The organism is Dyadobacter sp. LHD-138, assembly GCF_030929615.1.
GTDB lineage: Bacteria > Bacteroidota > Bacteroidia > Cytophagales > Spirosomataceae > Dyadobacter.
The window spans coordinates 174,230-195,353 of sequence record NZ_JAVFVU010000004.1 but is presented as its reverse complement, the minus strand read 5'-3'; the positions used below and the strand labels follow the sequence as shown (position 1 = coordinate 195,353).

Annotated in this window: 17 protein-coding genes; 16 read left to right on the top strand and 1 reads right to left on the bottom strand. The window is 43.6% G+C overall.

Annotation, left to right across the window (positions count from 1 at the left end):
* Position 1 precedes the first annotated feature (1 nt).
* From RB622_RS03610 to cobA, 6 genes are all read left to right on the top strand, one after another.
* Positions 2-1,189 (top strand): aminotransferase class I/II-fold pyridoxal phosphate-dependent enzyme, encoded by a 1,188-nt coding sequence (locus RB622_RS03610; protein ID WP_308045144.1) that lies wholly within the window; start codon positions 2-4, stop codon positions 1,187-1,189.
* Positions 1,190-1,340: 151 nt separating this feature from the next.
* Entirely contained in the window at positions 1,341-2,069 is a 729-nt protein-coding gene (locus tag RB622_RS03605; RefSeq protein ID WP_308045260.1) for a phosphoadenylyl-sulfate reductase, read from the top strand.
* A gap of 60 nt (positions 2,070-2,129) precedes the next feature.
* The gene (cysD, locus tag RB622_RS03600; RefSeq protein WP_308045143.1) at positions 2,130-3,086 is read left to right on the top strand and encodes a sulfate adenylyltransferase subunit CysD; all 957 of its coding nucleotides are present in this window, start codon (positions 2,130-2,132) and stop codon (positions 3,084-3,086) included.
* Positions 3,087-3,160: 74 nt separating this feature from the next.
* Entirely contained in the window at positions 3,161-4,405 is a 1,245-nt protein-coding gene (locus RB622_RS03595) for a GTP-binding protein (protein WP_308045142.1), read from the top strand.
* Positions 4,406-4,482: 77 nt separating this feature from the next.
* Complete coding sequence (locus RB622_RS03590; protein WP_308045141.1) at positions 4,483-6,705, top strand: HEPN domain-containing protein; 2,223 nt, start codon at positions 4,483-4,485, stop codon at positions 6,703-6,705.
* Positions 6,706-6,921: 216 nt separating this feature from the next.
* Positions 6,922-7,683, top strand: coding sequence for a uroporphyrinogen-III C-methyltransferase (gene cobA, locus RB622_RS03585; protein WP_308045140.1), 762 nt, complete (start codon positions 6,922-6,924; stop codon positions 7,681-7,683).
* Here the strand turns inward: cobA and RB622_RS03580 are convergent, their stop codons facing one another.
* Positions 7,684-7,977, bottom strand: a complete 294-nt coding sequence (locus RB622_RS03580) for a hypothetical protein (RefSeq protein WP_308045139.1) — start codon at positions 7,975-7,977, stop codon at positions 7,684-7,686.
* Between the two features lie 104 nt (positions 7,978-8,081).
* On the opposite strand from RB622_RS03580, the gene RB622_RS03575 reads away from it, so the two are divergent.
* The 10 genes from RB622_RS03575 to RB622_RS03530 all read left to right on the top strand — a co-directional run bounded on the left by RB622_RS03575 (position 8,082) and on the right by RB622_RS03530 (position 21,112).
* Entirely contained in the window at positions 8,082-8,990 is a 909-nt protein-coding gene (locus tag RB622_RS03575; RefSeq protein WP_308045138.1) for a lysophospholipid acyltransferase family protein, read from the top strand.
* Between the two features lie 84 nt (positions 8,991-9,074).
* Entirely contained in the window at positions 9,075-9,989 is a 915-nt protein-coding gene (locus tag RB622_RS03570) for a lysophospholipid acyltransferase family protein (RefSeq protein ID WP_308045137.1), read from the top strand.
* Positions 9,986-10,972 (top strand): glycosyltransferase family 9 protein, encoded by a 987-nt coding sequence (locus tag RB622_RS03565; protein ID WP_308045136.1) that lies wholly within the window; start codon positions 9,986-9,988, stop codon positions 10,970-10,972. Before RB622_RS03570 ends, RB622_RS03565 begins: the two co-directional genes overlap by 4 nt.
* Before the next feature lie 46 nt (positions 10,973-11,018).
* Positions 11,019-11,933: a carbon-nitrogen hydrolase gene (locus tag RB622_RS03560; protein WP_308045135.1), complete on the top strand. Its 915-nt coding sequence runs from the start codon at positions 11,019-11,021 to the stop codon at positions 11,931-11,933.
* 795 nt (positions 11,934-12,728) lie between these two features.
* A complete protein-coding gene (locus RB622_RS03555; RefSeq protein ID WP_308045134.1) occupies positions 12,729-15,887 on the top strand; it encodes a SusC/RagA family TonB-linked outer membrane protein in 3,159 nt (1,052 codons plus the stop codon).
* 38 nt (positions 15,888-15,925) lie between these two features.
* Positions 15,926-17,398, top strand: a complete 1,473-nt coding sequence (locus RB622_RS03550) for a SusD/RagB family nutrient-binding outer membrane lipoprotein (protein ID WP_308045133.1) — start codon at positions 15,926-15,928, stop codon at positions 17,396-17,398.
* 43 nt (positions 17,399-17,441) lie between these two features.
* Positions 17,442-18,017: a hypothetical protein gene (locus RB622_RS03545; protein ID WP_308045132.1), complete on the top strand. Its 576-nt coding sequence runs from the start codon at positions 17,442-17,444 to the stop codon at positions 18,015-18,017.
* A 60-nt stretch (positions 18,018-18,077) separates the two neighbouring features.
* Positions 18,078-19,262, top strand: a complete 1,185-nt coding sequence (locus RB622_RS03540; protein WP_308045131.1) for a histidinol-phosphate transaminase — start codon at positions 18,078-18,080, stop codon at positions 19,260-19,262.
* Positions 19,263-19,405: 143 nt separating this feature from the next.
* On the top strand, positions 19,406-20,500 hold the full coding sequence (locus RB622_RS03535; protein WP_308045130.1) for a hypothetical protein: 1,095 nt from the start codon (positions 19,406-19,408) through the stop codon (positions 20,498-20,500).
* Positions 20,501-20,515: 15 nt separating this feature from the next.
* Positions 20,516-21,112 (top strand): hypothetical protein, encoded by a 597-nt coding sequence (locus tag RB622_RS03530; protein WP_308045129.1) that lies wholly within the window; start codon positions 20,516-20,518, stop codon positions 21,110-21,112.
* Positions 21,113-21,124 lie beyond the last annotated feature (12 nt).

Here is a 21,124-nt window from a genome sequence, read left to right as displayed (position 1 = left end):
TATGAAAAAGCAGACCAAAGCAATACGTACCCAAACGAAGAAAACACAGTACCGTGAGCATTCTACACCGTTATTTTTGACCAGCAGCTTCACTTTTGAAAGCGCTGAGCAGGGAAAAGCATTGTTTGAAGAAACGGAAGAAGGAAATATTTACAGTCGTTTTTCAAACCCATCAGTGCAGGAATTCATAGACAAGGTTTGTGTGCTTGAAGACTGCGAGGATGGCGTTGCTACGGCTACGGGTATGGCTGCGGTTTTTGCGAGTATGGCTGCTTTGCTAAAAAGCGGCGACCACATTCTGGCAAGTCGCGCGTTATTTGGCTCTGCACATCAGATCATCACCCAGATTATCAGCAAATGGGGAATCACCTATACCTACCTTGACGCGGACGCGAGTGAAGCGGACTGGGAAGCAGCCGTGTTGCCAAACACGCGCATGATATATCTGGAAACGCCTTCAAATCCCGGTCTGGATCTTGTTGACCTTGAAATGATTGGCAGACTTTGCAAAAAACATAATTTGATTTTTAACGTAGATAACTGTTTTGCTTCTCCTGCTTTGCAAAATCCAGTTGATTTCGGAGCGGATCTGGTCGTGCATTCGGCTACAAAATATATGGACGGGCAAGGCCGCGTTTTGGGTGGCATCGTCGTTGGAAAAGAAGAATACATTAAACATGTTCGCTTTTTCTGCCGCCACACGGGACCTTCAATGTCTCCGTTTAACGCCTGGGTTTTGAGTAAAAGCCTTGAAACATTGCATTTGCGAATGGACAAACATTGCTCAAACGCACTGGCTTTGGCAACAGCATTGGATAAACATCCGGATGTAAAACTGGTTAAGTATCCGTTTTTAGCATCTCATCCACAGCACGAACTTGCAAAAGCGCAAATGAAAGCAGGTGGTGCGATTGTGACCATTGAACTGGAAGGTGGTTTTGAACGTGTTTCTGCCTTTATGGAAGCACTGGAAATAGCTTCACTGTCTTCCAATCTGGGGGATACAAGGACAATTGTTACCAATCCGTTCACAACGACACATGCAAAACTGAAAGTGGATGAAAAACTGGCGCTGGGCATTACAGAAGGATTAATCCGGGTGTCTGTTGGTTTGGAAGATATCGAAGACCTGATCGAGGATTTCACGAATGCCGTGGAAGTATCGGTCAAAAATGGTATATTGGAGTAAAAATCAAATTGAATATGAAGGTTTTAGGCTAAAATTGTTGAAAGTGGAATATTTAAAATAAAAAAGATGACACAGAGTTCCACAGAGAAAATAGGAGAAACAGAGAGAAACAAAAAACCTTTGTGTCCCCCCCTTTTAACTCTAAAATCCTCTGTGTAACAATACCAGGCGAACCACCATGAACGAAAACATAAACGCATTAACCGCCGCCCTTGAAGGCAAAAACGAAACCGAGTCACTGGCTATTTTAGCTGATTTGTTTCCCGGCCAGGTAGTATTTTCTACCAGTCTGGGTTATGAAGATCAGGTTATCACAGATTTTATTTTAAAGAACAATCTGAATATCAGTATCTTTACTTTGGATACCGGCAGAATGTTTAATGAAACGTACATGACGCTTCAAAAAACAAACAACCGGTATGACACCAAAATAAAAGTGTATTATCCTCAGACCGCCGCGGCAGAAGAGTTAATAAGTACCAAAGGACCTTTGAGTTTCTACGAGTCCGTTGAAAACAGAAAGGAATGCTGCTTTATCCGTAAAGTGGAACCTTTGAACCGCGCTTTGAAAGGTGCTAAAATCTGGGTTACGGGTATCCGGGCAGAGCAGTCGGGAAATCGTCAGTCCATGCATAAGCTGGAAGCGGACGAGGCGCATGATCTGATCAAGTTCCATCCGATTCTGGACTGGACTTTCGAAGACGTGAAAAGCTATGTAAAATCCAACGGCATTCCTTACAATCCACTTCACGATAAAGGTTTTGTAAGTATCGGTTGCGCACCTTGTACCCGTGCCATTCAGGAAGGTGAGGATTTCCGCGCCGGACGCTGGTGGTGGGAAGATGAATCGAAAAAAGAATGCGGTTTGCACGCGAAGTAATATAAGCATCCCAATGCTACGTAAATAAAGAAGAAGTATTAAATGTCTAATGAAGTAAGTATGTCAATTTCAGTAAAAGAGGCGTCGGATCTTAGCGACCAAGGCAATATTGACCGTAGAAAACCGGACTACCTGGATCAGCTTGAGGCAGAGGCGATTTACATTATGCGTGAAGTGGCTGGTCAGTTTGAACGTCCGGCGTTACTATTTTCAGGAGGAAAAGATTCCATTACCTTGGTTCGTCTTGCTCAGAAAGCATTTGCACCAGGTAAAATTCCGTTCCCATTGGTTCATATCGACACGGGCCATAACTTCGTGGAAGCTACGGATTACCGTGATATGCTTGCTGAAAAAACCGGTTCAAAACTGATCGTTCGTTATGTGGAAGATACCATCAAAGCGAAAAATCTTAAAGAACCAACCGGTAAAAATGCAAGCCGTAACTGGTTGCAGACCTTTACTTTATTAGATACCATCGAAGAATTCGGATTTGACGCCTGCATCGGTGGTGCCCGTCGTGATGAAGAAAAGGCACGTGCGAAAGAGCGTATTTTCTCATTCCGTGATGAATTCGGCCAGTGGGACCCAAAACGTCAGAGACCTGAACTTTGGAATCTTTTCAACGGACGTATTCACAAAGGCGAAAACGTACGTGTTTTCCCGATTTCAAACTGGACTGAACTGGACGTTTGGGCATATCTTCAAAGAGAAGGGATCACACTGCCAAGCATCTACTTCGCTCATGAACGCGAATGTATCCTGCGCGACGGACGTTTGTTATACAATACGCCGGTAATCGAAAAAGATCCGGAAGATCAGATTGTAACAAGACAGGTTCGTTTCCGTACGGTTGGCGATATGACTTGCACGGCTGCGGTAGAATCAAGTGCTGCAACATTGGAAGAAGTTATTGCTGAAATCACAATTTCAAGAATCAGCGAACGCGGCGAAACCCGCATCGACGATCAGCAAACAGAAGCTGCGATGGAAGACCGTAAAAAAGGAGGATATTTCTAAACAATGAGAATTGACAAAAAGCTCATTAGAGCACATTCAATCATTCTCTCATTCTTAATTCATAATTAACAAAGGTGGATTTACTAAGATTTATAACAGCAGGTTCCGTTGACGACGGTAAAAGTACGTTGATCGGACGTTTGCTTTTTGATACAAAAAATATTCTGGCAGATCAGATGGAAGCCATCGAACGTGCCAGCAAAAGCCGTAATGATGGTGAAATTGATCTTGCGCTATTAACGGACGGACTTCGTTCAGAACGCGAACAGGGTATTACGATTGACGTCGCTTATAAATATTTCCAGACGCCAAACCGCAAGTTTATCTCGATAGACGCGCCGGGGCATATTCAATACACCCGTAACATGGTTACCGGTGCTTCGAATGCAGATTTGGCCATCATTTTGGTGGATGCACGTCACGGTGTGGCAGAACAAACACGCCGCCATTCGCTGATTGCTTCGATGTTGGGGATTCCGCACGTAGTGGTAGCAATCAACAAAATGGACTTGGTTGGCAATTCGGAAGATGCGTTTTTAGAAATCGCGCAGACTTATAAAGACCTTGCCAACAAACTGAATATCAAAGATCTTACCATTATCCCTGTCAGCGCGCTAAACGGAGATAATATCGTGGAAAGATCGAAAAACATGCCTTGGTACACCGGGGAAACATTGCTTTCAGTTCTTGAAAACGTTAATGTTTTAGAAGATAAAAACACGGCTGACGGACGTTTCTCCGTACAATATGTGATTCGTCCTCAGACAGATGAGCTGCACGATTACCGTGGATATGCCGGTCGTTTACAAAGCGGTTCTTTGAAAAAAGGAGAAGCTATCAAAGTGCTGCCTTCCGGAACAGAATCTAAAATTGCCAGAATCGAATTTGGTGGACAGGAAATTGAAGAAGCTACTGTTTTTGAGTCGGTTACAATACTTTTGGAAGATGATATCGATATCAGTCGTGGCGACATGATCGTTTCAGTTGACAATTCACCAGTAGTGAGCCAGGATCTTGAAGCACTTATCTGTTGGATGGACGATAAAAAAACATTGAAACCAGGTGATAAATATCTGCTTCAACATGGAACTGCAAGGACAAAATGTTCTGTTAGAAGTATTGAATACCAGATAGACATCAATACATACGAGAAGCTGGATGAGGTTGAAAAACTAAAACTGAACGATGTCGCAAGAATCGTTTTGAGAACAGCACAACCTGTTGCGTACGACGCATATCAGCAAAACAGAGCAAACGGCGCTGCCATCCTGATCGATGAAACATCAAACGTAACCGTAGGCGCTTGTATGATAGAATAAAAGGTGTGTTTCCAACACCTTTTTTCTGACACAGATTTAATATACTATTCCGATAGGCTATAAGAATAACATTCACCATGAACAATTTAGTAATTTCAGACAAAGTGTCAGCCGTAGCAAAACGCGATATCGTTGATTTGCAAAACAAAATCAACGCGTTTAACACGGGTGAAACACCGGAAGAAGCTTTTCGTAAGTTTCGTCTGACGCGCGGGGTTTACGGTCAACGCCAGCCAGGCGTTCAAATGATCCGTATCAAATTGCCTTACGGACGGATCACCGCTGATCAGCTTGTCCGCATCGCTGATACTTCCGACAAATTTGCAACAGGTAATTTGCACGCCACGACGCGTCAGGATATCCAGCTGCACTTTGTAAAACTTTCAGATTCCCCTCAGTTATGGTCGGATCTGGAAGATGCCGGAATTACTTTGAAAGAAGCTTGTGGAAATACCATTCGTAATGTCACGGCTTCATCGGTTGCGGGTATTGATCCGGAAGAACCTTTTGATGTGACGCCGATCACACATTCCATATTTACTTATTTCCTCCGTAATCCGATTAACCAGGATATGGGCAGGAAGTTTAAAATTGCCGTTTCTTCTTCTGAAAAAGATTCTGCGCTCGCTTTTATCCACGATGTCGGTCTTATCGCCAGGATGGGAACAAACGAAGCAGGGGAACAGGTAAAAGGTTTTAAAGTTTTGATCGGCGGAGGATTAGGCGCACAGCCTTTCTCGGCACAAACTGCCTTCGAATTCCTGGAAGAAAAAGATGTCATTCCTTTTATAGAAGCTTTGCTTCGTGTTTTTGACCGTTACGGAGAACGAGTTCGTCGCCATAAAGCACGTATGAAATTCCTTTTAAACGATTTTGGATTGGAAGGCATGATGGCAAAAGTTGCGGAAGAACGTACGGCTGTTAAGAATAAAGTGTTCACGATTCCTGAGGATTTATTCGGAACGAACGAGGCTGAATCTATCAACCACGCTCCCCGCCCCGCTCTGAGCGAAGAAGATATTTTAAAAATTGCTTCTGAAAGTGTTTCTGACATTCCTGAATTCACAAAATGGCTAAAAACCAACACGTTTGAACAAAAACAAAAAGGTTGGTACGCAGTTCAATTACGTGTTTTGTTGGGAGATATGAGCTCTGACACGGCACGTTCATTGGCTGATGTTGTCCGCCAATATGCCGCTGATGATATTCGTGTGACCGTGAACCAGGGCTACATTCTCCGTTTTATAAAAGGTGAAGATCTGGTAGCGATATACAATGAACTTTCTAAATTAGGACTTGTTAACCCTGGTTTTGACAGTACCATGGACATTACAACCTGCCCGGGAACGGATACTTGTAACCTTGCTATTTCGAGCAGCTATGGTATCACACGGGTACTGGAAGATGTGATGAAGGATGAATTCCCGGAAATGATCTATAACCAGGATATCAAAATCAAGATCAGCGGTTGTATGAATGGCTGCGGCCAGCACAATGCTTCTAACATTGGTTTCCACGGAAGTTCAATTAAAAACGGAAAACTGGTTTTGCCAGCACTTCAGGTTTTATTGGGTGGCGGTTTTTCAGGTGACGGAATCGGTTTGATCGGCGATAAAGTAATCAAAGTTCCGACCAAACGCGGACCGGAAGCACTTCGCGCCATTTTCAACGACTATGAAGCAAATGCTTTTGACGGCGAATATTTCAACCAGTATTACACCCGTCAGACTAAAAACTATTTCTTCCAGCTTCTGAAACCTATCGCTGATCTTTCGACTTTACAGGAAGATGATTACCGCGACTGGGATCATGATGAACTGTTTAAAACTGAAATTGGTGTTGGTGAATGTGCCAGCGTGATGGTGGACCTTGTGGCCACGACCATTACAGAAGGACAGGAAAAATTAAATCTTGCAAAAGAAAACTTCGAATCCGAGATTTGGGCCGATGCGATTTATCATGCCTACAATGTTTTAATCACGGGTGCAAAAGGTTTGTTGATGACCAAAGATGTGAACACCAACACACAATACGGTATCATCAACGACTTTGAAAGTAACTTCGGAAAAGAATTCAAGTATGAAATCCCGGCTGAATACATTCTTCCGGATTCAGAAGAAACACCATTCCGTTCGCTTGCTTTCAGCATCAATAAATTTGAACCAACCCAGGCGTTTGCAACCTATTTCGTTGCTACTGCTGAGAAGTTCTTAGACTTTGTTCGCAGTACGCGTGAAGCGCAGTTGATGGAAACAGGTGAGCCCGCTTTGCAGGAGCTTTCGTTTGGAAAGGATAGCTAATTGAATGGTGGTCGGGTTTCGGTAGTCGGCGATCAGCTTTTCGCCTGGTGCTGAGCGATAAAGAAGTCAAGTTTTGAAAACGGGGACGCCCAGTCTTGACTTCTTTCACCTTCCCAAATATCTGACTTCTTATAGACTTTAAGTCATCCCGGACTTCAATCATTTTCACTGCAACCCACTGACAGCTGATCGCCGAAAGCGAACAGCCATTTCCCCATGAAACTTACATTAATCGGTGCCGGACCGGGTGATCCCGATCTTATCACCATGAAGGGTATAAAAGCATTACAAACTGCAAAAGTTGTGCTTTATGATGCATTGGTGCATCCTGCCATTTTGGACAATTGTCCGGAAGATTGCCTGAAAATTCATGTGGGGAAACGTTTTGGTAAAGTAAGCTGCGGGCAGGATGAAATTAACAAACTGATCGTGGCCTCAGCCGAACAGCATGGTGAAGTGATACGCCTGAAAGGTGGCGATTCTTTTATTTTTGGCCGTGGTTATGAAGAAATAGAATATGCCGCACAACATGGCATTGCATCGGAAGTTATCCCGGGTATTTCCAGCACCTATGCCGTACCTGCATTAGCCGGAATCCCTCTGACTTCACGCGGCGTCAGCGAAAGTTTCTGGGTTGTTACCGGAACTACAAAATCGCACGAGTTATCCGCCGATCTTCCCTGGGCGGCACGTTCGTCCGCAACGGTGGTGATTCTGATGGGTACACATAAGCTGGAAGAAATCGTAGCGATATATACAAGCCTCGACAAATTCGATGAATCCGTTGCCATTATCCAAAACGGATCTTTGCCGGAACAGAAAATTGTTTTGGGTACAATTGGCAATATTCTTCCCCTTGCCAAAGAAGCAGATGTAAAATCACCAGCCGTGATTGTGATAGGCAAAGTAGCTGCTTTACCGGGTTTGTCTTATCAAAAACTCGAAGAAATTATCGGCCAGCCGAACCTGAAGGCCTGATTAAAGAATAAAGAAGTAAATAATGCCTGCCAATACAAGATAGCTCACAAAAAGCCATTTCTTCTTGTATTCATACGCTTCCCGGTTGTGGAAATAATCAAAAACCATGGAAGCGGAAAATCCTGTTACCATCAAAACGACGGAAAACACGCCGCAATCCAGGCGGTAGTGCTTGTAGGCATGAAGTGCCGGTGCGCCCAAAGCGAGATACATCAGCCACATACCGAATCCCATCCGGTAAAGATATACGCTGAGGCGACGATCATTCTTTATGTCAAATAATCCTTCTAACACAGTTAGATACGTATTTGTTTGGTTCAGTGAAACTACCCAAATTTAAAAACAAATGCTAATTTTTTATAAACATATGATATATGTAATTTTGCAAAAAATGCTTTATGAATAAATTAGTTGCAAAAATTTCAATTTTCTTTCTTAATTCCATTGCTGGTCTCTCCTGGAAAAATGTCTTCAGAATATCCACCGTACTAAGCTGGTTGCTTTTTGATGTGGCTGGATATAGAAAAAAAGTAATCTCAGCAAACCTGAGAAACAGTTTTCCTGAAAAATCAGAGGAAGAACTTGATGTGATTGCACGCAACTTTTATACTCATTTCACCGATCTTATTCTGGAAACATTAAAGTTTCGAACCGCCTCGCCCGAAGTGATCAGAGAGCGATTGGAAGGCGATCTGAGTATTATTAACAATTTGTATAAGCAAAATAAAAGTGCCATTTTCCTGATGGGCCACCGGGGAAACTGGGAACTTGCCAACTTGTTTTCTTCACTCGAATTTTCTCACGACTGCATTGTTGTTTACAGGCCTTTGCAAAACAAAGAATTCGATAAATGGTTTCTTGATTACCGGACTCGTTTTGGGGCCAAACTGGTTCCGATGGACAAAATATTTAAAGAGTTATTGACGCCGAGAACCAAACCTTTTGTTGTTGTTTTGGCAAACGACCAATCAGCGAATCCCAAAACCGCATTCTGGACCAAATTTCTTCATCAGGACACCGGGGTTTTTCGCGGCGTCGAAGCGATTGCAAGAAAACTGAATCTTCCTGTATTATATGCAGAATTCAGCAAAATCGAGAACAAAAGAGGTTATTATCATGTTGACATAACAACAATAACCGAGACTCCGAAAGAAATTCCTGTCAATGGAATTTTGGAAAAGCAGATTCAGATATTGGAACAGGATATCAGACTTCAACCGCATAACTGGTTGTGGAGCCACAGACGCTGGAAACATCTTAAACCGGAGTGTCTGAAACCTGAACAATTGCTGAGTTTAGTACCCTGACGAAAGATTACCTGCGTCCGTACCCCGCTTCTCTGAATACAGCCGGTTTTGTGAGCCGAAAACGCTGTTATTTTAGAAATTAGCATGGAAAATATCACTACCCGATTTTTAATAAAACTGTTATCTGCCATTTCCAAACTATCCTGGAAAGCCTTATACCGCTGTTCGGACATGCTGCGGTTTTTAATATTTGATGTATTTCATTATCGCCAGCAGGTTATCCTGAATAACCTGCGAAACAGCTTCCCGCAGGAAAAGGAAAATACGATTCAGGAAATAGCAAAGAAATATTATCAGAACTTCACGGACATCATTTTCGAAACGATCAAATTAAGGAATATTTCCAAAAGTGACTTGCTCAGTCGTTTTGAAGCCGAATCAGATTTACTGGATCATTATTATGAACAGAAAAGAAATCTGGTTGTGGTGGCAGGACATCTTGGAAACTGGGAAATGCTCAATTTGTTCGCCGCAGTCAAGTTTCGCTACCAGATGGTGGTGGTTTACCATCAGCTCGCCAATCAAACTTTCGATAACTGGTTTAAGGATGTCAGAACGCAGTTCGGTACCGAGATGGTCCCGATGCAGGATGCCTTTTCCCGGGCGATAAGTCCGAGGGATAAACCATTTCTTTTTATTCTGATCAACGATCAGTCACCGGCGCCCCAACGGGCCTATTGGACTACTTTTCTTAACCAGGACACAGGTGTTTTCAGAGGCGTTGAGCTTATCGCGAGAAAACTTAATGCGCCGGTCTTGTATATGGGTGTTTTAAGGAATAATTTTAAACGGGGATTTTATAAGTTCTATTTCCGGCTGATTACCGAAACCCCCAAACAAGAACCGACCAACTATATTCTTCAGAAGCAAATTTCGTTTTTAGAAGAAGATATTGTCCGACAACCTGATAACTGGCTTTGGAGCCACAAGCGCTGGAAACATAAGCGTCCGCAGGTATTACAGCGGGATCAACAACTTGAAGTAAAAGAAAAATCGTGAACAAACCTGTTAAGTTTTTAATCCTCCGCTTTTCATCCATTGGTGATATTGTCCTGACTACACCCGTTGTACGTTGTTTGAAGCAGCAATATCCGAATGCCGAAATTCACTATCTCACAAAAAAGAAATTCGGTTTTTTACTTGAAGACAATCCTTATATAGACAAAACCTGGCTGCTCGACGGCAGCCTCAATGCGATTATCAAAGTGCTTCGCGCTGAAAACTTTGATTATATTATTGATCTTCATACCAACCTGCGCACGCTGCATATCAAGCTGGCGCTGTTCAAACGCTCGTATAGTTTTAAAAAGCTGAACATACAAAAATGGTTGCAGACACAGTTCAAAATAAATTATCTGCCGGATATCCACATTGTCGACCGATATCTTGATACAGTGAAACCACTGAACATCATCAACGATGATCTCGGCCTGGATTACTTTATTCCATACAAGGATAAGGTCGAAAGAGACTGGATTCCGGAAACACACCGGAAAAAATTTGTAGCTTATGCCATCGGCGGACAACATACGACCAAGAAACTGCCTGTGCCGCGGATGATTGAGTTATGTCGTAAAATCAATTTCCCGATCATATTGCTCGGTGGCAAAGAAGATTTCGAAGCGGGCGAAGAAATAGTAAGGGCCCTGGGCGATCAGCTGGTATTCAATGGCTGCGGAAAATATAACTTCAATCAGTCGGCCTCACTGGTGGAACAATCGATGATTGTTTTTTCACACGATACCGGTCTGATGCACGTAGCTTCTGCCTTTAAGAAAAAGGTTTATTCCATTTGGGGCAATACCGTCCCCGCTTTTGGCATGTATCCTTATAAAACAGCCTTTGAGGTGATAGAAAACAACAATCTGGATTGCAGGCCATGTTCCAAAATCGGCTTTAAAGCATGTCCGAAAAAACATTTCAATTGTATGAACCAGCTCTCCTTTGATTTTGACATCAAAGAACTTCCATATCGTAAATAGTGTTTTTCAAACCGTTGCTCCATTAAGATATCATAACTTTTATTGAATGAACAAGAAAGTAAATATCGGAATCGTTCAAATGAGCTGTTCCGCCGACGTAGAAGGGAATTTCGAAAAGGCTAAAAATAAAATCCGCGAGGCTGCTTCCAAAGGTGCGCAGGTAATCTGCCTTCAGGAGCTTTTCAAATCCTTATACTTTTGTGATGTGGAAGATCACAAAAACTTTGAACTCGCGGAAGCCATCCCAGGCCCTTCCACTGAGTCTCTGGGCAGTCTGGCCAAAGAACTTGGCGTGATCATTATTGCTTCTTTGTTCGAAAAACGTGCGCATGGACTTTATCATAACACCACGGCCGTGCTGGATGCAGACGGACGTTATCTTGGTAAATACCGTAAAATGCATATCCCTGATGATCCGGGATACTACGAAAAATTCTATTTCACACCGGGCGACGCTTCGCCGGGCGACGCATCAAGCGAAGAATCTGACACCAATGGATATCGCATTTTCAATACCAAATTTGCAAAAATCGGTGTGCTGATCTGTTGGGATCAGTGGTATCCGGAAGCTGCGCGTATTACCAGCTTAATGGGTGCGGAAATTCTTTTCTACCCTACCGCTATTGGCTGGGATACCAATGAAACCGATCCGGTGATTAACGACGAACAATACGGTGCCTGGCAAACCATCCAACGCAGCCACGCCGTAGCCAACGGCGTTTATGTGGTTTCGGTCAACCGTGTAGGCCGTGAAGCTGACCAGCAATTCTGGGGCGGATCCTTTATCGCCAATCCGCATGGAAGGTTATTGTATCTGGCTTCCCATACCGACGAAACGGTACATGTAGAAGAACTTGATCTGCAAAAACTGGATCATTACCGGACAACCTGGCCTTTCTTCCGGGACAGAAGAGTGGATTCTTACAAACCTATTTTAAGCCGCTACATTGACGGAAAATAAGCTCTAAAAATGTAACTATTCCCATATTCAAAAAGGATCACATAGCGTGATCCTTTTTTCATTTCAACCATAAACAAAACTTATTTTTAAAGCTATTACAAAAAAATTAACAATACTATTGAAATTTATAACCTAAAAAATAAATTACAACAAAAAATAAATGACAAATCATTAAAATAAAAACTTATATAAAAGAACAATTACCTACCACACAACAAGTCTATTAAGTACACAGATTGGATCAAAGTAAGTTTATTGTCATTAAATATAGATATATTACAATAATATTCTCCCATAAAGCCAACAAACCAATTATTATTGCAAAAAATTTCAATTTTTAAATTTATTCTCTTGCATTTATTCTCTTTGTCAGTATATTTGAAATGTCATTAAACGAATGACTAAACTTCTTAACTGCCAGATATATTCCAGCCGCACATGAATATATCCGAATGTAAGAAGGGGAACATGATCATCTTGAGTTGCCAGGCCGCGCCTGTCTAAAAAGAAGTTCTGCCTTTTTACGATATTCTATTTACAATTGATTACCCGTCAACGTGGACAAACAATTTTGTCGACTGCTGACCTGCCATGCCGGCATTTGGCGACGACCCCGCTGTTTGTCCTCGATTAAGAGGGTATTGCTTTCCGGAAAAGCAGTTTTGTAAGCTTATGGCTGTGCTGTTCTGTCCATGCGAAAGTGTGTGCGGCGCACAGAAACGTGGACACCACAGCCATAACTTTTTTTACCCACGCTGCATTAGTACTCACCTAATTAATTTAACCGGATTTCCCATGCGTAAAATTTTACTATTATTCTTATGGGCCTCTCTCTTTTCTACATTGGCAAATGCCCAAACGCGTGAAATAAGTGGAAAGGTAACTGCGGCCGATGACGGTCTGGGATTAGCGGGCGCTTCGATTATCTACAAGGGCTCTAACACAGGAACAAACGTGGACGCGGACGGTAAATTTAAATTTACAATTCCGGGCGACGGCGTTTTGGTTATTTCTTACGTTGGTTTTTTAATTAAGGAGGTTCCAATCGGGAATCAATCTGTTTTCGACATAAAATTAGATGCGGACACCCGCCAGCTTGCCGAAGTTGTTGTAACAGCTTTTGGTATTGAGCGAGAGCGAAAAGCATTAGGTTATACAGTTCAGGAAGTTAAAGGTGCGAGCCTTACCGAATCACGCTCCACAAACGTGGCAAACGCACTTTCAGGTAAAATTGCCGGGGTAAGAATCCAGTCAAACGGCGGACCTGGCAGTGGTTCAACCATCCAGATTCGCGGTGCCGGTTCCATTTCCGGAAACAACCAGCCCCTGATCGTTATTGACGGTGTGCCTATGCAACAGGCCTCCGCAACTTCTGCATCAAACCAATATGGTGGCGGCATGTCAGAAGTAAACCCCGACAACATCAAAGATATTTCTGTTTTAAAAGGCCCGAATGCAGCAGCCCTTTATGGTTCACGTGCAGCAAACGGGGTTATTCTGATCACAACAAAAAATGGCAAAGGCACGAAAGGAATTGGTGTTGAAGTTAACTCCAACGTCACTTTTGAACGCCCATGGATCAAACCTAAATTCCAGAACACCTATGGTGGCGGAAATGGTTACAGAACCTGGTATCATGACGGATGGAGCGGCTCGATCACTGACCCTCTTGAAATTCAGCAATACCGTGCAGCTTACGGCCCTAATGCACCTCTTTCCGGAACAGAAGGAACGGATGAAAGCTGGGGCGCGCCGATGGACGGCCGCCTGGTAAGACAATGGTGGACAGGAAATGATGTGGCGCCATTAACCCCGCAGCCAAACAACTGGGACGAATTCTGGAACACTGGCAGCACTGTTTCGAACAGCATTGCCGTTGCAGGCGGCAATGATCAGGGTTACTTCCGTTTGGGACTCGGTCATACAAAACAAAGTGGTATCGCTTACTACAACGATTTCCACCGGTATAACTTTAAAATCAACTCCGGCTACAACCTGACAAAAAATTTCAGCGTGACACTTTCCGCTGAATACATCAAGTCTGGTGCTGACAACCGCGGTTACACTTCCGGACAGGAATTCATCTGGTCGCACAGACATGTTTCATGGAAACAGCTTCGCAACTATGAGCAGTATACGGCTGTTCACAACCAGATCCCGGGCGACACAGATCCACCAAACTGGCAGCATACCTTCTTCACCAACCCTTATTTCTCTCAAAAGAAACTGACCAGTGGAAATGACAAGGACAGGTTGCTTGGAAATATAGCGCTGAACTACAAAATTCTGCCTTCACTGAGTGTAATGCTTCGCAGCGGAACAGACGTATGGAGTGATACGCGTATCAATGTGACCAACTTTGAAAGAGTGCGTAACGGTACAAAAACGCCTGGCAGATACAATGAGGAAGTGCTGCGCAACCAGGAAACGAACTCTGATATCATGTTTACATTCAACAAGGATGTGGCGCCAGATTTCTCTCTGAATGTTCAGGCTGGTGCGATCAAAAGAACCAACTATTACAAAAGAAATTACTTCGCCGTTGGAGAACTGGTGGTGGATGGTGTTTACAACGCAGCCAACTCCATTCCAAGTTTGAACACGATCGAAAGTACGATCACGAAATCTGAAAACCAGAGCGTATTTGGTGCAGCCCAAATCGGATGGAGAAATCAATTGTTTATGGACATTACTGCCAGAAACGACTGGTCGAGTACACTACCCCAAAACAACAATTCTTACTTCTACCCTTCTGTTTCGCTGAGTGCAGTTCTTACCGATATTTTTGATGTAAAAAGCAATGTTTTGAGTTTTGCCAAAGTTCGTGCGAGTTTGGCACAGGTTGGTAACGATGCAGATCCTTACGCTTTACAGCAAACTTTTACTGCAAACGGTTCGTGGAATGGCAGCATGAGCAAGTTTTCCGAAGCTGTGAAAATCGCTAATTCGGGTCTGAAACCTGAAATCACAACCGGTAAAGAATTCGGAGCCGATCTGAGATTCTTCAAAGGTAAAATCGGTCTTGATATGACCTATTATAGTCAGAGCACAAAAGATCAGATTCTTGCGGTTGAAATTTCAAAGGCAAGCGGATACGACAGCCGTGTGCTGAACGCCGGTGAAATTACCAACAAAGGGGTGGAAATCATGTTAACTGCCAATCCTGTGAAGTTATCTAATGGGTTCTCATGGGATATCGCGGTGAACTTCGCCAAAAACAAAAACAAAGTGGTTGCACTGGCGGAAGGACTAACAACGTATACACTTGCAACACAACGAGGTATGACTTCCGAAGCCAGAATTGGCGAAGCTTATGGTACCTATTACGGTAAAGGATGGCTACGTTCACCAGATGGACAAGTAATCTACGCCAACGGTTTGCCACAAGTAGCACCGGGCACAATCAAACTGGGTAACATCCAGCCGGACTGGACCGGAGGTATTTCCAACACATTTACGTACAAAGGCATAATCGTTTCAGCTTTGGTTGATGTGCGTATGGGTGGCGATATCTTCGACGAAGGAACCGGAACAGGTCGCTGGACGGGTCAGTATGAAGAAACGGCTGTTGGACGTGAAGAAGGTGTTATCGGTAACGGTGTTAAACAAATGCCGGATGGAAGTTTCGCTAAAAACGACATCATCATTCCTGCAAAAGAGTTTTACGCTTACAACAACCCGCGTAACTATCATGAAGCAGCCATTTTTGATGCAAGTTATGTAAAGCTGCGTGAACTAACGCTTGGATACAGCCTACCGTCTCACCTGTTGAAGAAAACATTCTTCCAGACAGCTAAACTTTCTCTGGTTGGCCGTAACGTTTGGATGATCTTCAAAAACACACCACATGTGGATCCGGAGTTTGATTCGAAAGGTGGAAATGCACAAGGATTTGGCTACGGTCAGCTTCCAAGTTCAAGAAGTATGGGGGTTAACCTAAGCTTTTCATTCTAATTCTCCTGTTGATCGGGAACTTCTAACTGACTTTCATTATGAGAAAAATAACATACAAGCCACTGGTTCTTGCCCTGACAGCCGTATTGTTCTCAATGAACAGCTGCACCAAGGATTTTGAAGAAATAAACGCCAACCCAAACAACCCGACACTGGTTAAAGCCCAGTATCTGCTTACTACCGGTCTGGAATCTTCGATCGACCGCTACTGGGGACACAGAGATCGCTTCGAACGCATTAACATTGATGCGGCAGAACTTTACATGCAGCATCTGACACGTAACATTTATTCCAACGAAGGGGATGACTATACGGTTTCTGTTGCCGTAACGAACAATAACTGGAAAGGCTTTTACAACGACGCGCAGGTTAATTTCCAAAGAATTATCACCATGTCGATGCCCAACGGCACAACACCGAACGCCAATTATGCAGGTGTTGCGATGGTTATGAGAACCTGGGTTTTCTCTTTGTTGACTGACATGTACGGCCCTATTCCTTATTCAGAGGCCATTCAGGGAACAGCCACCACGCCGATTTATACGCCAAAGTACGATTCTCAAGAAGCCGTTTACGCTGCCATGCTTTCGGACCTGAAAACAGCCAATAGCATGCTGAGTGTCGGAGGCCCGGTGGTTGCGGGAGACATCGTTTACAATGGTGATATTTTGAAATGGAAAAAGTTTGCCAACTCGCTTCGTTTGCGATTGGCCAACCGTCAGGCGAAGAAAAAACCGGCTGAATCAAAAGCCGTTTTCGCCGAAATTCTTGCAGATGCTAAAACTTACCCGATTTTCACTACCAATGCAGACAATGCGCAATTAAACTGCTCCGCTGTTTTGCCTAGCAATAACGAGTGGAACCAGATCATTATCCAGGGCGGACGTACCGACTGGAATTTGAGCAAAACACTGGTGGATCAGATGAACGCAATGGGTGATACCAGAATTACGGTCTACGCCAATCCCAATAAAGCGGGCGTTTACCAGGGGCACCCAAATGGTTTACCCGATGCCATAGCAACCACTTTTTTAGCGACGAGCTCGACCATCGGAAATTATTTCACCAAAGCTACGGCACCGGAAGTAATCATGACGTTCGCTGAACTGAACTTCATACTGGCCGAGGCCGCGATTGACGGTGATATAATCGGAGATGCCGATGCTTATTTCAAAACTGCGGTTAACGCGTCTTTCACACAATACGCCCTGACGCCTACGGCTGATTTCCTTGCAAAACTCGGAACAGCCACAAAGGCTAAGATCATGGAGCAAAAATGGGTTGCCTTATTCGGCCAGGGTATTGAAGCATGGACCGAATGGCGCCGTACCGGATTACCGGTATTCCCGGCACCAGACCCAAGAGCAGTACTGAATAATGACGGTGTTTTACCTACCCGTTTCACCTATTCGACCAATGAATATTCCCTGAACAAAACCAGCGTTGAAGCGGGTGTTGCATTGCTTGGAGGTAAAGACGATATGAAAACCAAGCTTTGGTGGGTTGAATAACCAGGATCAGTTATAGTAAATTACAGACTAAAAAACACTGAAAATGAAGTCATTAAAAAAACATATCAAAATTTTTACTATCTTAATGCTTGCCGGAGCTGCGGTTTCGGCCTGCAAAGAAGAAGACCCATGGGTTGACGCAACCGTTTCGCCGGTGCTTGTTGATATTGTAGGAGCTCCTTTCGGTTATCCGATCGAAAAAACATCTACTGTCACCTACGATAGCTCTGCGGCAGAGTTAACATTTTCTGCCCGAGTGTTAGAATTAGATAAAAGCAGAATACTCGATAAATCAAAAGGTATTGACTCCATTCCTGCTCCCAATGTTCAGATCACAATCAACTACGAAATCAACAAAACGGTAAAAAAAGACACCGTAAAATTTGGTTCAAAAACCTTCACATTCAGTGCTGATGCTTTAAAAGCAGCAGGAAAACTTGGTGATAACCTGTCGTCCAACGCAAGCGGACTGGTCACTTTCAAGACTTCCTACAAGGCACTTGGCTTTGAAGGAAACCGTATCCAGCGGAAAGGCGACCTGATCAAACTGACCTGGTCCGGCACCTACAAAGGCACTGCATTTACCCGTTTCTCCCAGGCAACTGTGTCTGCGAAATAATATTAAGCGCTTACCAAATACCTTCTTGTCTCTTCCCATTACTAAACTTTAATAACAAAAATGACTCAAAAAATCGACCGTCGCAACTTGTTAAAATCAGGCTTAATGGCTATTGGTGGTATGACACTTGCTCCTCACTTGAGCATGGGAGCATTTGCAAATACCGACTTATCTCTTGACCCTGAAAACCGCATTTACCGTAGCCCGATGGTACGGGAACATTTTCTGGACAAAAAACCAGATCTTTCTAAAATGATCCGTATCGGCGCAAACGAAAATCCATACGGACCACCAAAAAGCGCTCAAAAAGCGGTTGCCGAATCAGTAGCGGGCGGAAACCGTTACGCATGGAAAGAAATGTCTGACCTTGTTGATAAAATCGCAAAAAAAGAAGGCGTTTCCAAGGATTATATCATGATGGGCCCCGGCTCTTCTGACCTTTTGGAAAAAGTGGCCCTTGTATTGTTCATGCATGGTGGAAATATCGTTTCTGCTGACCCTTGTTATATGTCATTGGTCCAGGTTGCCAAGTCTGTTGGTGCAACATGGAAAGCCGTTCCTGTCACAGAAAACCATTCCCACGATTTGAAAGCGATGGAAGCTGCTGTTGATAAGGACACAAAACTTGTTTACATATGCAACCCTAATAATCCAACCGGTGCAATCACAACAGGCAAAGATCTGCTAGACTTCTGTTCACGCGTTTCTGAGAAAGTGCCTATTTTCGTTGACGAAGCTTACATCGAACTAGCGGTTGGTGCTGATACTGAAAGTATGGTTGGATTGCTTCAGAAAAACAAAAATGTAATCGTCGCCCGTACGTTCTCAAAAATTATGGGCATGGCTGGTATCCGTGTTGGTTACATCGCTGCGCAGCCTGCTTTCATCAAGCAGATCGAAAAAATTACACGCGGCGGAATGGGTATTTCCTATACGTCAATCGCGGCTGCTTCTGCTGCAATCGACGATAGCGAATTCCAGGTCATGACACGTAAACTGAACCACGAAGCGAAAACATATTTACTTGCCAATCTTGATAAAATGGGATACAAATATATCCCTTCTTACACCAACTTTGTGATTTTCCCGATCAACATGCCTGGAAAAGATATGCTGACGAAACTGGCTGCAAAAAATATCTCTTGCCGTGCATTTGATATTCAAAACAAACCCTGGCTTCGTGTGAGTATCGGTACAATGGATGAAATGAAGTCATTCGTAAGCGCGCTTGGAACGATAAGCTAATTTATTATTATCGGAAAAATGGCTGGTTTTCCGGTGCCTGTTTCCAATCCGGATGTTCAATCCCGCAAGACCAGCCAATCCTTTTACTTCATTTATTCCACCGGATCTTTTATCCGGTATTCAGTCAATAAAAAGCTTTAATTATGAGTGATGCCTTACAAAAAACCATTACTTTACTTTTACTGATTGCTTTGGGATTATTTCTCCGCGGGAAGTTTAAAAGTAAGGAGCAAACCAACGGTATTAGAGAGATCATCCTTGCTGTTGCTTTGCCATCGACGATCTTTATTTCGCTGATGAAGATCGAAATGGACTCATCAATGCTCATCATTCCACTTGTGACTTTGGTGTTTAATTTTCTGATGTTTTTTTCCGCTCCGCTGGCTTTTGCGCTTTTTGGAATCGAAAAAAACAGTCCCACGGGAAGAACACTCATGATGCTCATTCCTTCACTGGCGCCGGGACTTTCCTGTTTTCCTTTTATTGCTGAATTCCTGGGTGAAAAAAGTCTGGCCATTGCGGCATTGGCCGATGTTGGAAACAAATTTTTCGTCCTGATCTCGCTCTACATTCTGGCTATGAATATGTTCCTAAAAAACAGTCACGACAAGGAAACAAAACTGGGCGGGAAACTTAAGAGTCTGTTTGCCAACATGCTTCAGGAACCCATTAACGTGCTTATCATTCTTGCGATCGTATTACTAAGCTTAGGAATAAACTACTCCACATTACCCTTTGTAATCACTGAAATTTTTGACAAAACAAGTGCCATGATGACGCCGCTCGTGCTTATGTTCATCGGCCTGGCCGTGCAACTAAAGGAAGGAAAGAAGCGTATCGTAGCTAGTATACTATTATTCAGAGCCGGAAGCACGATGCTGATCAGCGCCGGAATGATTTATGTTTTGAATATCACCGATCAGTCTATGATTTTGCTTGCGGTGGTTATACCTTTGAGTGCGGCAAGCTTCTGGCCACTGGCGCATATTTCGGCATTTAACCTGCGCGAAGATACCATGGGACTGGCAAAAGAAAAGAGAACTTTCGATATGGAACTGGCCGTATTGCTTTTAGCATTTTCACTGCCATTCTCCACCATTCTTATTCTCGGAATATTGACAACTGGTACCTATTTTACGCATTTACCAACACTGATCATTGCCGGTGGCGTTCTGATTGCCCTGGGCGGACTGCCCAATCTTTTTAGTAAAGTATTTATAAGCGTTTCAAAAGCCTGACCTAACGATCCTGTTATGCGTAAAAAAATCATGATTCCGTTTCTGTCTCTGCTGTCTTTTACGGCAATGGCTCAGGCCGACAATGGTGCAACTGCTGATTCCAGACCAGGGATCGCGCGGAAAATTTCTGCAAAAGAAAAAAAACATTATAAATATTTTTGTGCAAATGCGGCAGTAACCATGGCCGACGGAACCGTAAAACCGATACGGGAAGTGAAAGTGGGCGAAAAAGTAAAGACCTGCCATGCGGGAAAAAGCATCGCTACCGAGGTAAAAGAGGTAGAAGTGTATCGTCACCCCAACACAGCTTTGACGGCCGTCTATCTGCGTCCTCTCAATGAAACCGTTGCCCGTGAGACATGGCCGCTTGTGCCGGCAGTGCTTTTGGAAGCAGCGCCGCACCACCAGGTGACTACCGACAAAGGGAACAAAACAATGAAGCAGTTATCCAGAAACGATGTGTTGTATCACTACGAACCGTCAACCGGGCAGGTTTCCTCCTGGAAAGTAGGGATCGTGCATACCAATGCACGAAAAGTGGAAACTGCTTACAATCTGACCACAGAAGACGGCTCCTATTTAATTGAAAACGTGCTTGTTTCTAATAACTAACGCCTGTTTACT

Bases quoted from the DNA above. Each gene is read 5' to 3' on its own strand.
- cysD (WP_308045143.1), top strand. From the start codon at position 2,130: ATGTCAATTTCAGTAAAAGAGGCGTCGGATCTTAGCGACCAAGGCAAT.
- cobA (WP_308045140.1), top strand. From the start codon at position 6,922: ATGAAACTTACATTAATCGGTGCCGGACCGGGTGATCCCGATCTTATC.
- RB622_RS03545 (WP_308045132.1), top strand. From the start codon at position 17,442: ATGAAGTCATTAAAAAAACATATCAAAATTTTTACTATCTTAATGCTT.
- RB622_RS03575 (WP_308045138.1), top strand. From the start codon at position 8,082: ATGAATAAATTAGTTGCAAAAATTTCAATTTTCTTTCTTAATTCCATT.
- RB622_RS03540 (WP_308045131.1), top strand. From the start codon at position 18,078: ATGACTCAAAAAATCGACCGTCGCAACTTGTTAAAATCAGGCTTAATG.
- RB622_RS03560 (WP_308045135.1), top strand. From the start codon at position 11,019: ATGAACAAGAAAGTAAATATCGGAATCGTTCAAATGAGCTGTTCCGCC.
- RB622_RS03530 (WP_308045129.1), top strand. From the start codon at position 20,516: ATGCGTAAAAAAATCATGATTCCGTTTCTGTCTCTGCTGTCTTTTACG.
- RB622_RS03570 (WP_308045137.1), top strand. From the start codon at position 9,075: ATGGAAAATATCACTACCCGATTTTTAATAAAACTGTTATCTGCCATT.
- RB622_RS03535 (WP_308045130.1), top strand. From the start codon at position 19,406: ATGAGTGATGCCTTACAAAAAACCATTACTTTACTTTTACTGATTGCT.
- RB622_RS03590 (WP_308045141.1), top strand. From the start codon at position 4,483: ATGAACAATTTAGTAATTTCAGACAAAGTGTCAGCCGTAGCAAAACGC.
- RB622_RS03550 (WP_308045133.1), top strand. From the start codon at position 15,926: ATGAGAAAAATAACATACAAGCCACTGGTTCTTGCCCTGACAGCCGTA.
- RB622_RS03610 (WP_308045144.1), top strand. From the start codon at position 2: ATGAAAAAGCAGACCAAAGCAATACGTACCCAAACGAAGAAAACACAG.
- RB622_RS03555 (WP_308045134.1), top strand. From the start codon at position 12,729: ATGCGTAAAATTTTACTATTATTCTTATGGGCCTCTCTCTTTTCTACA.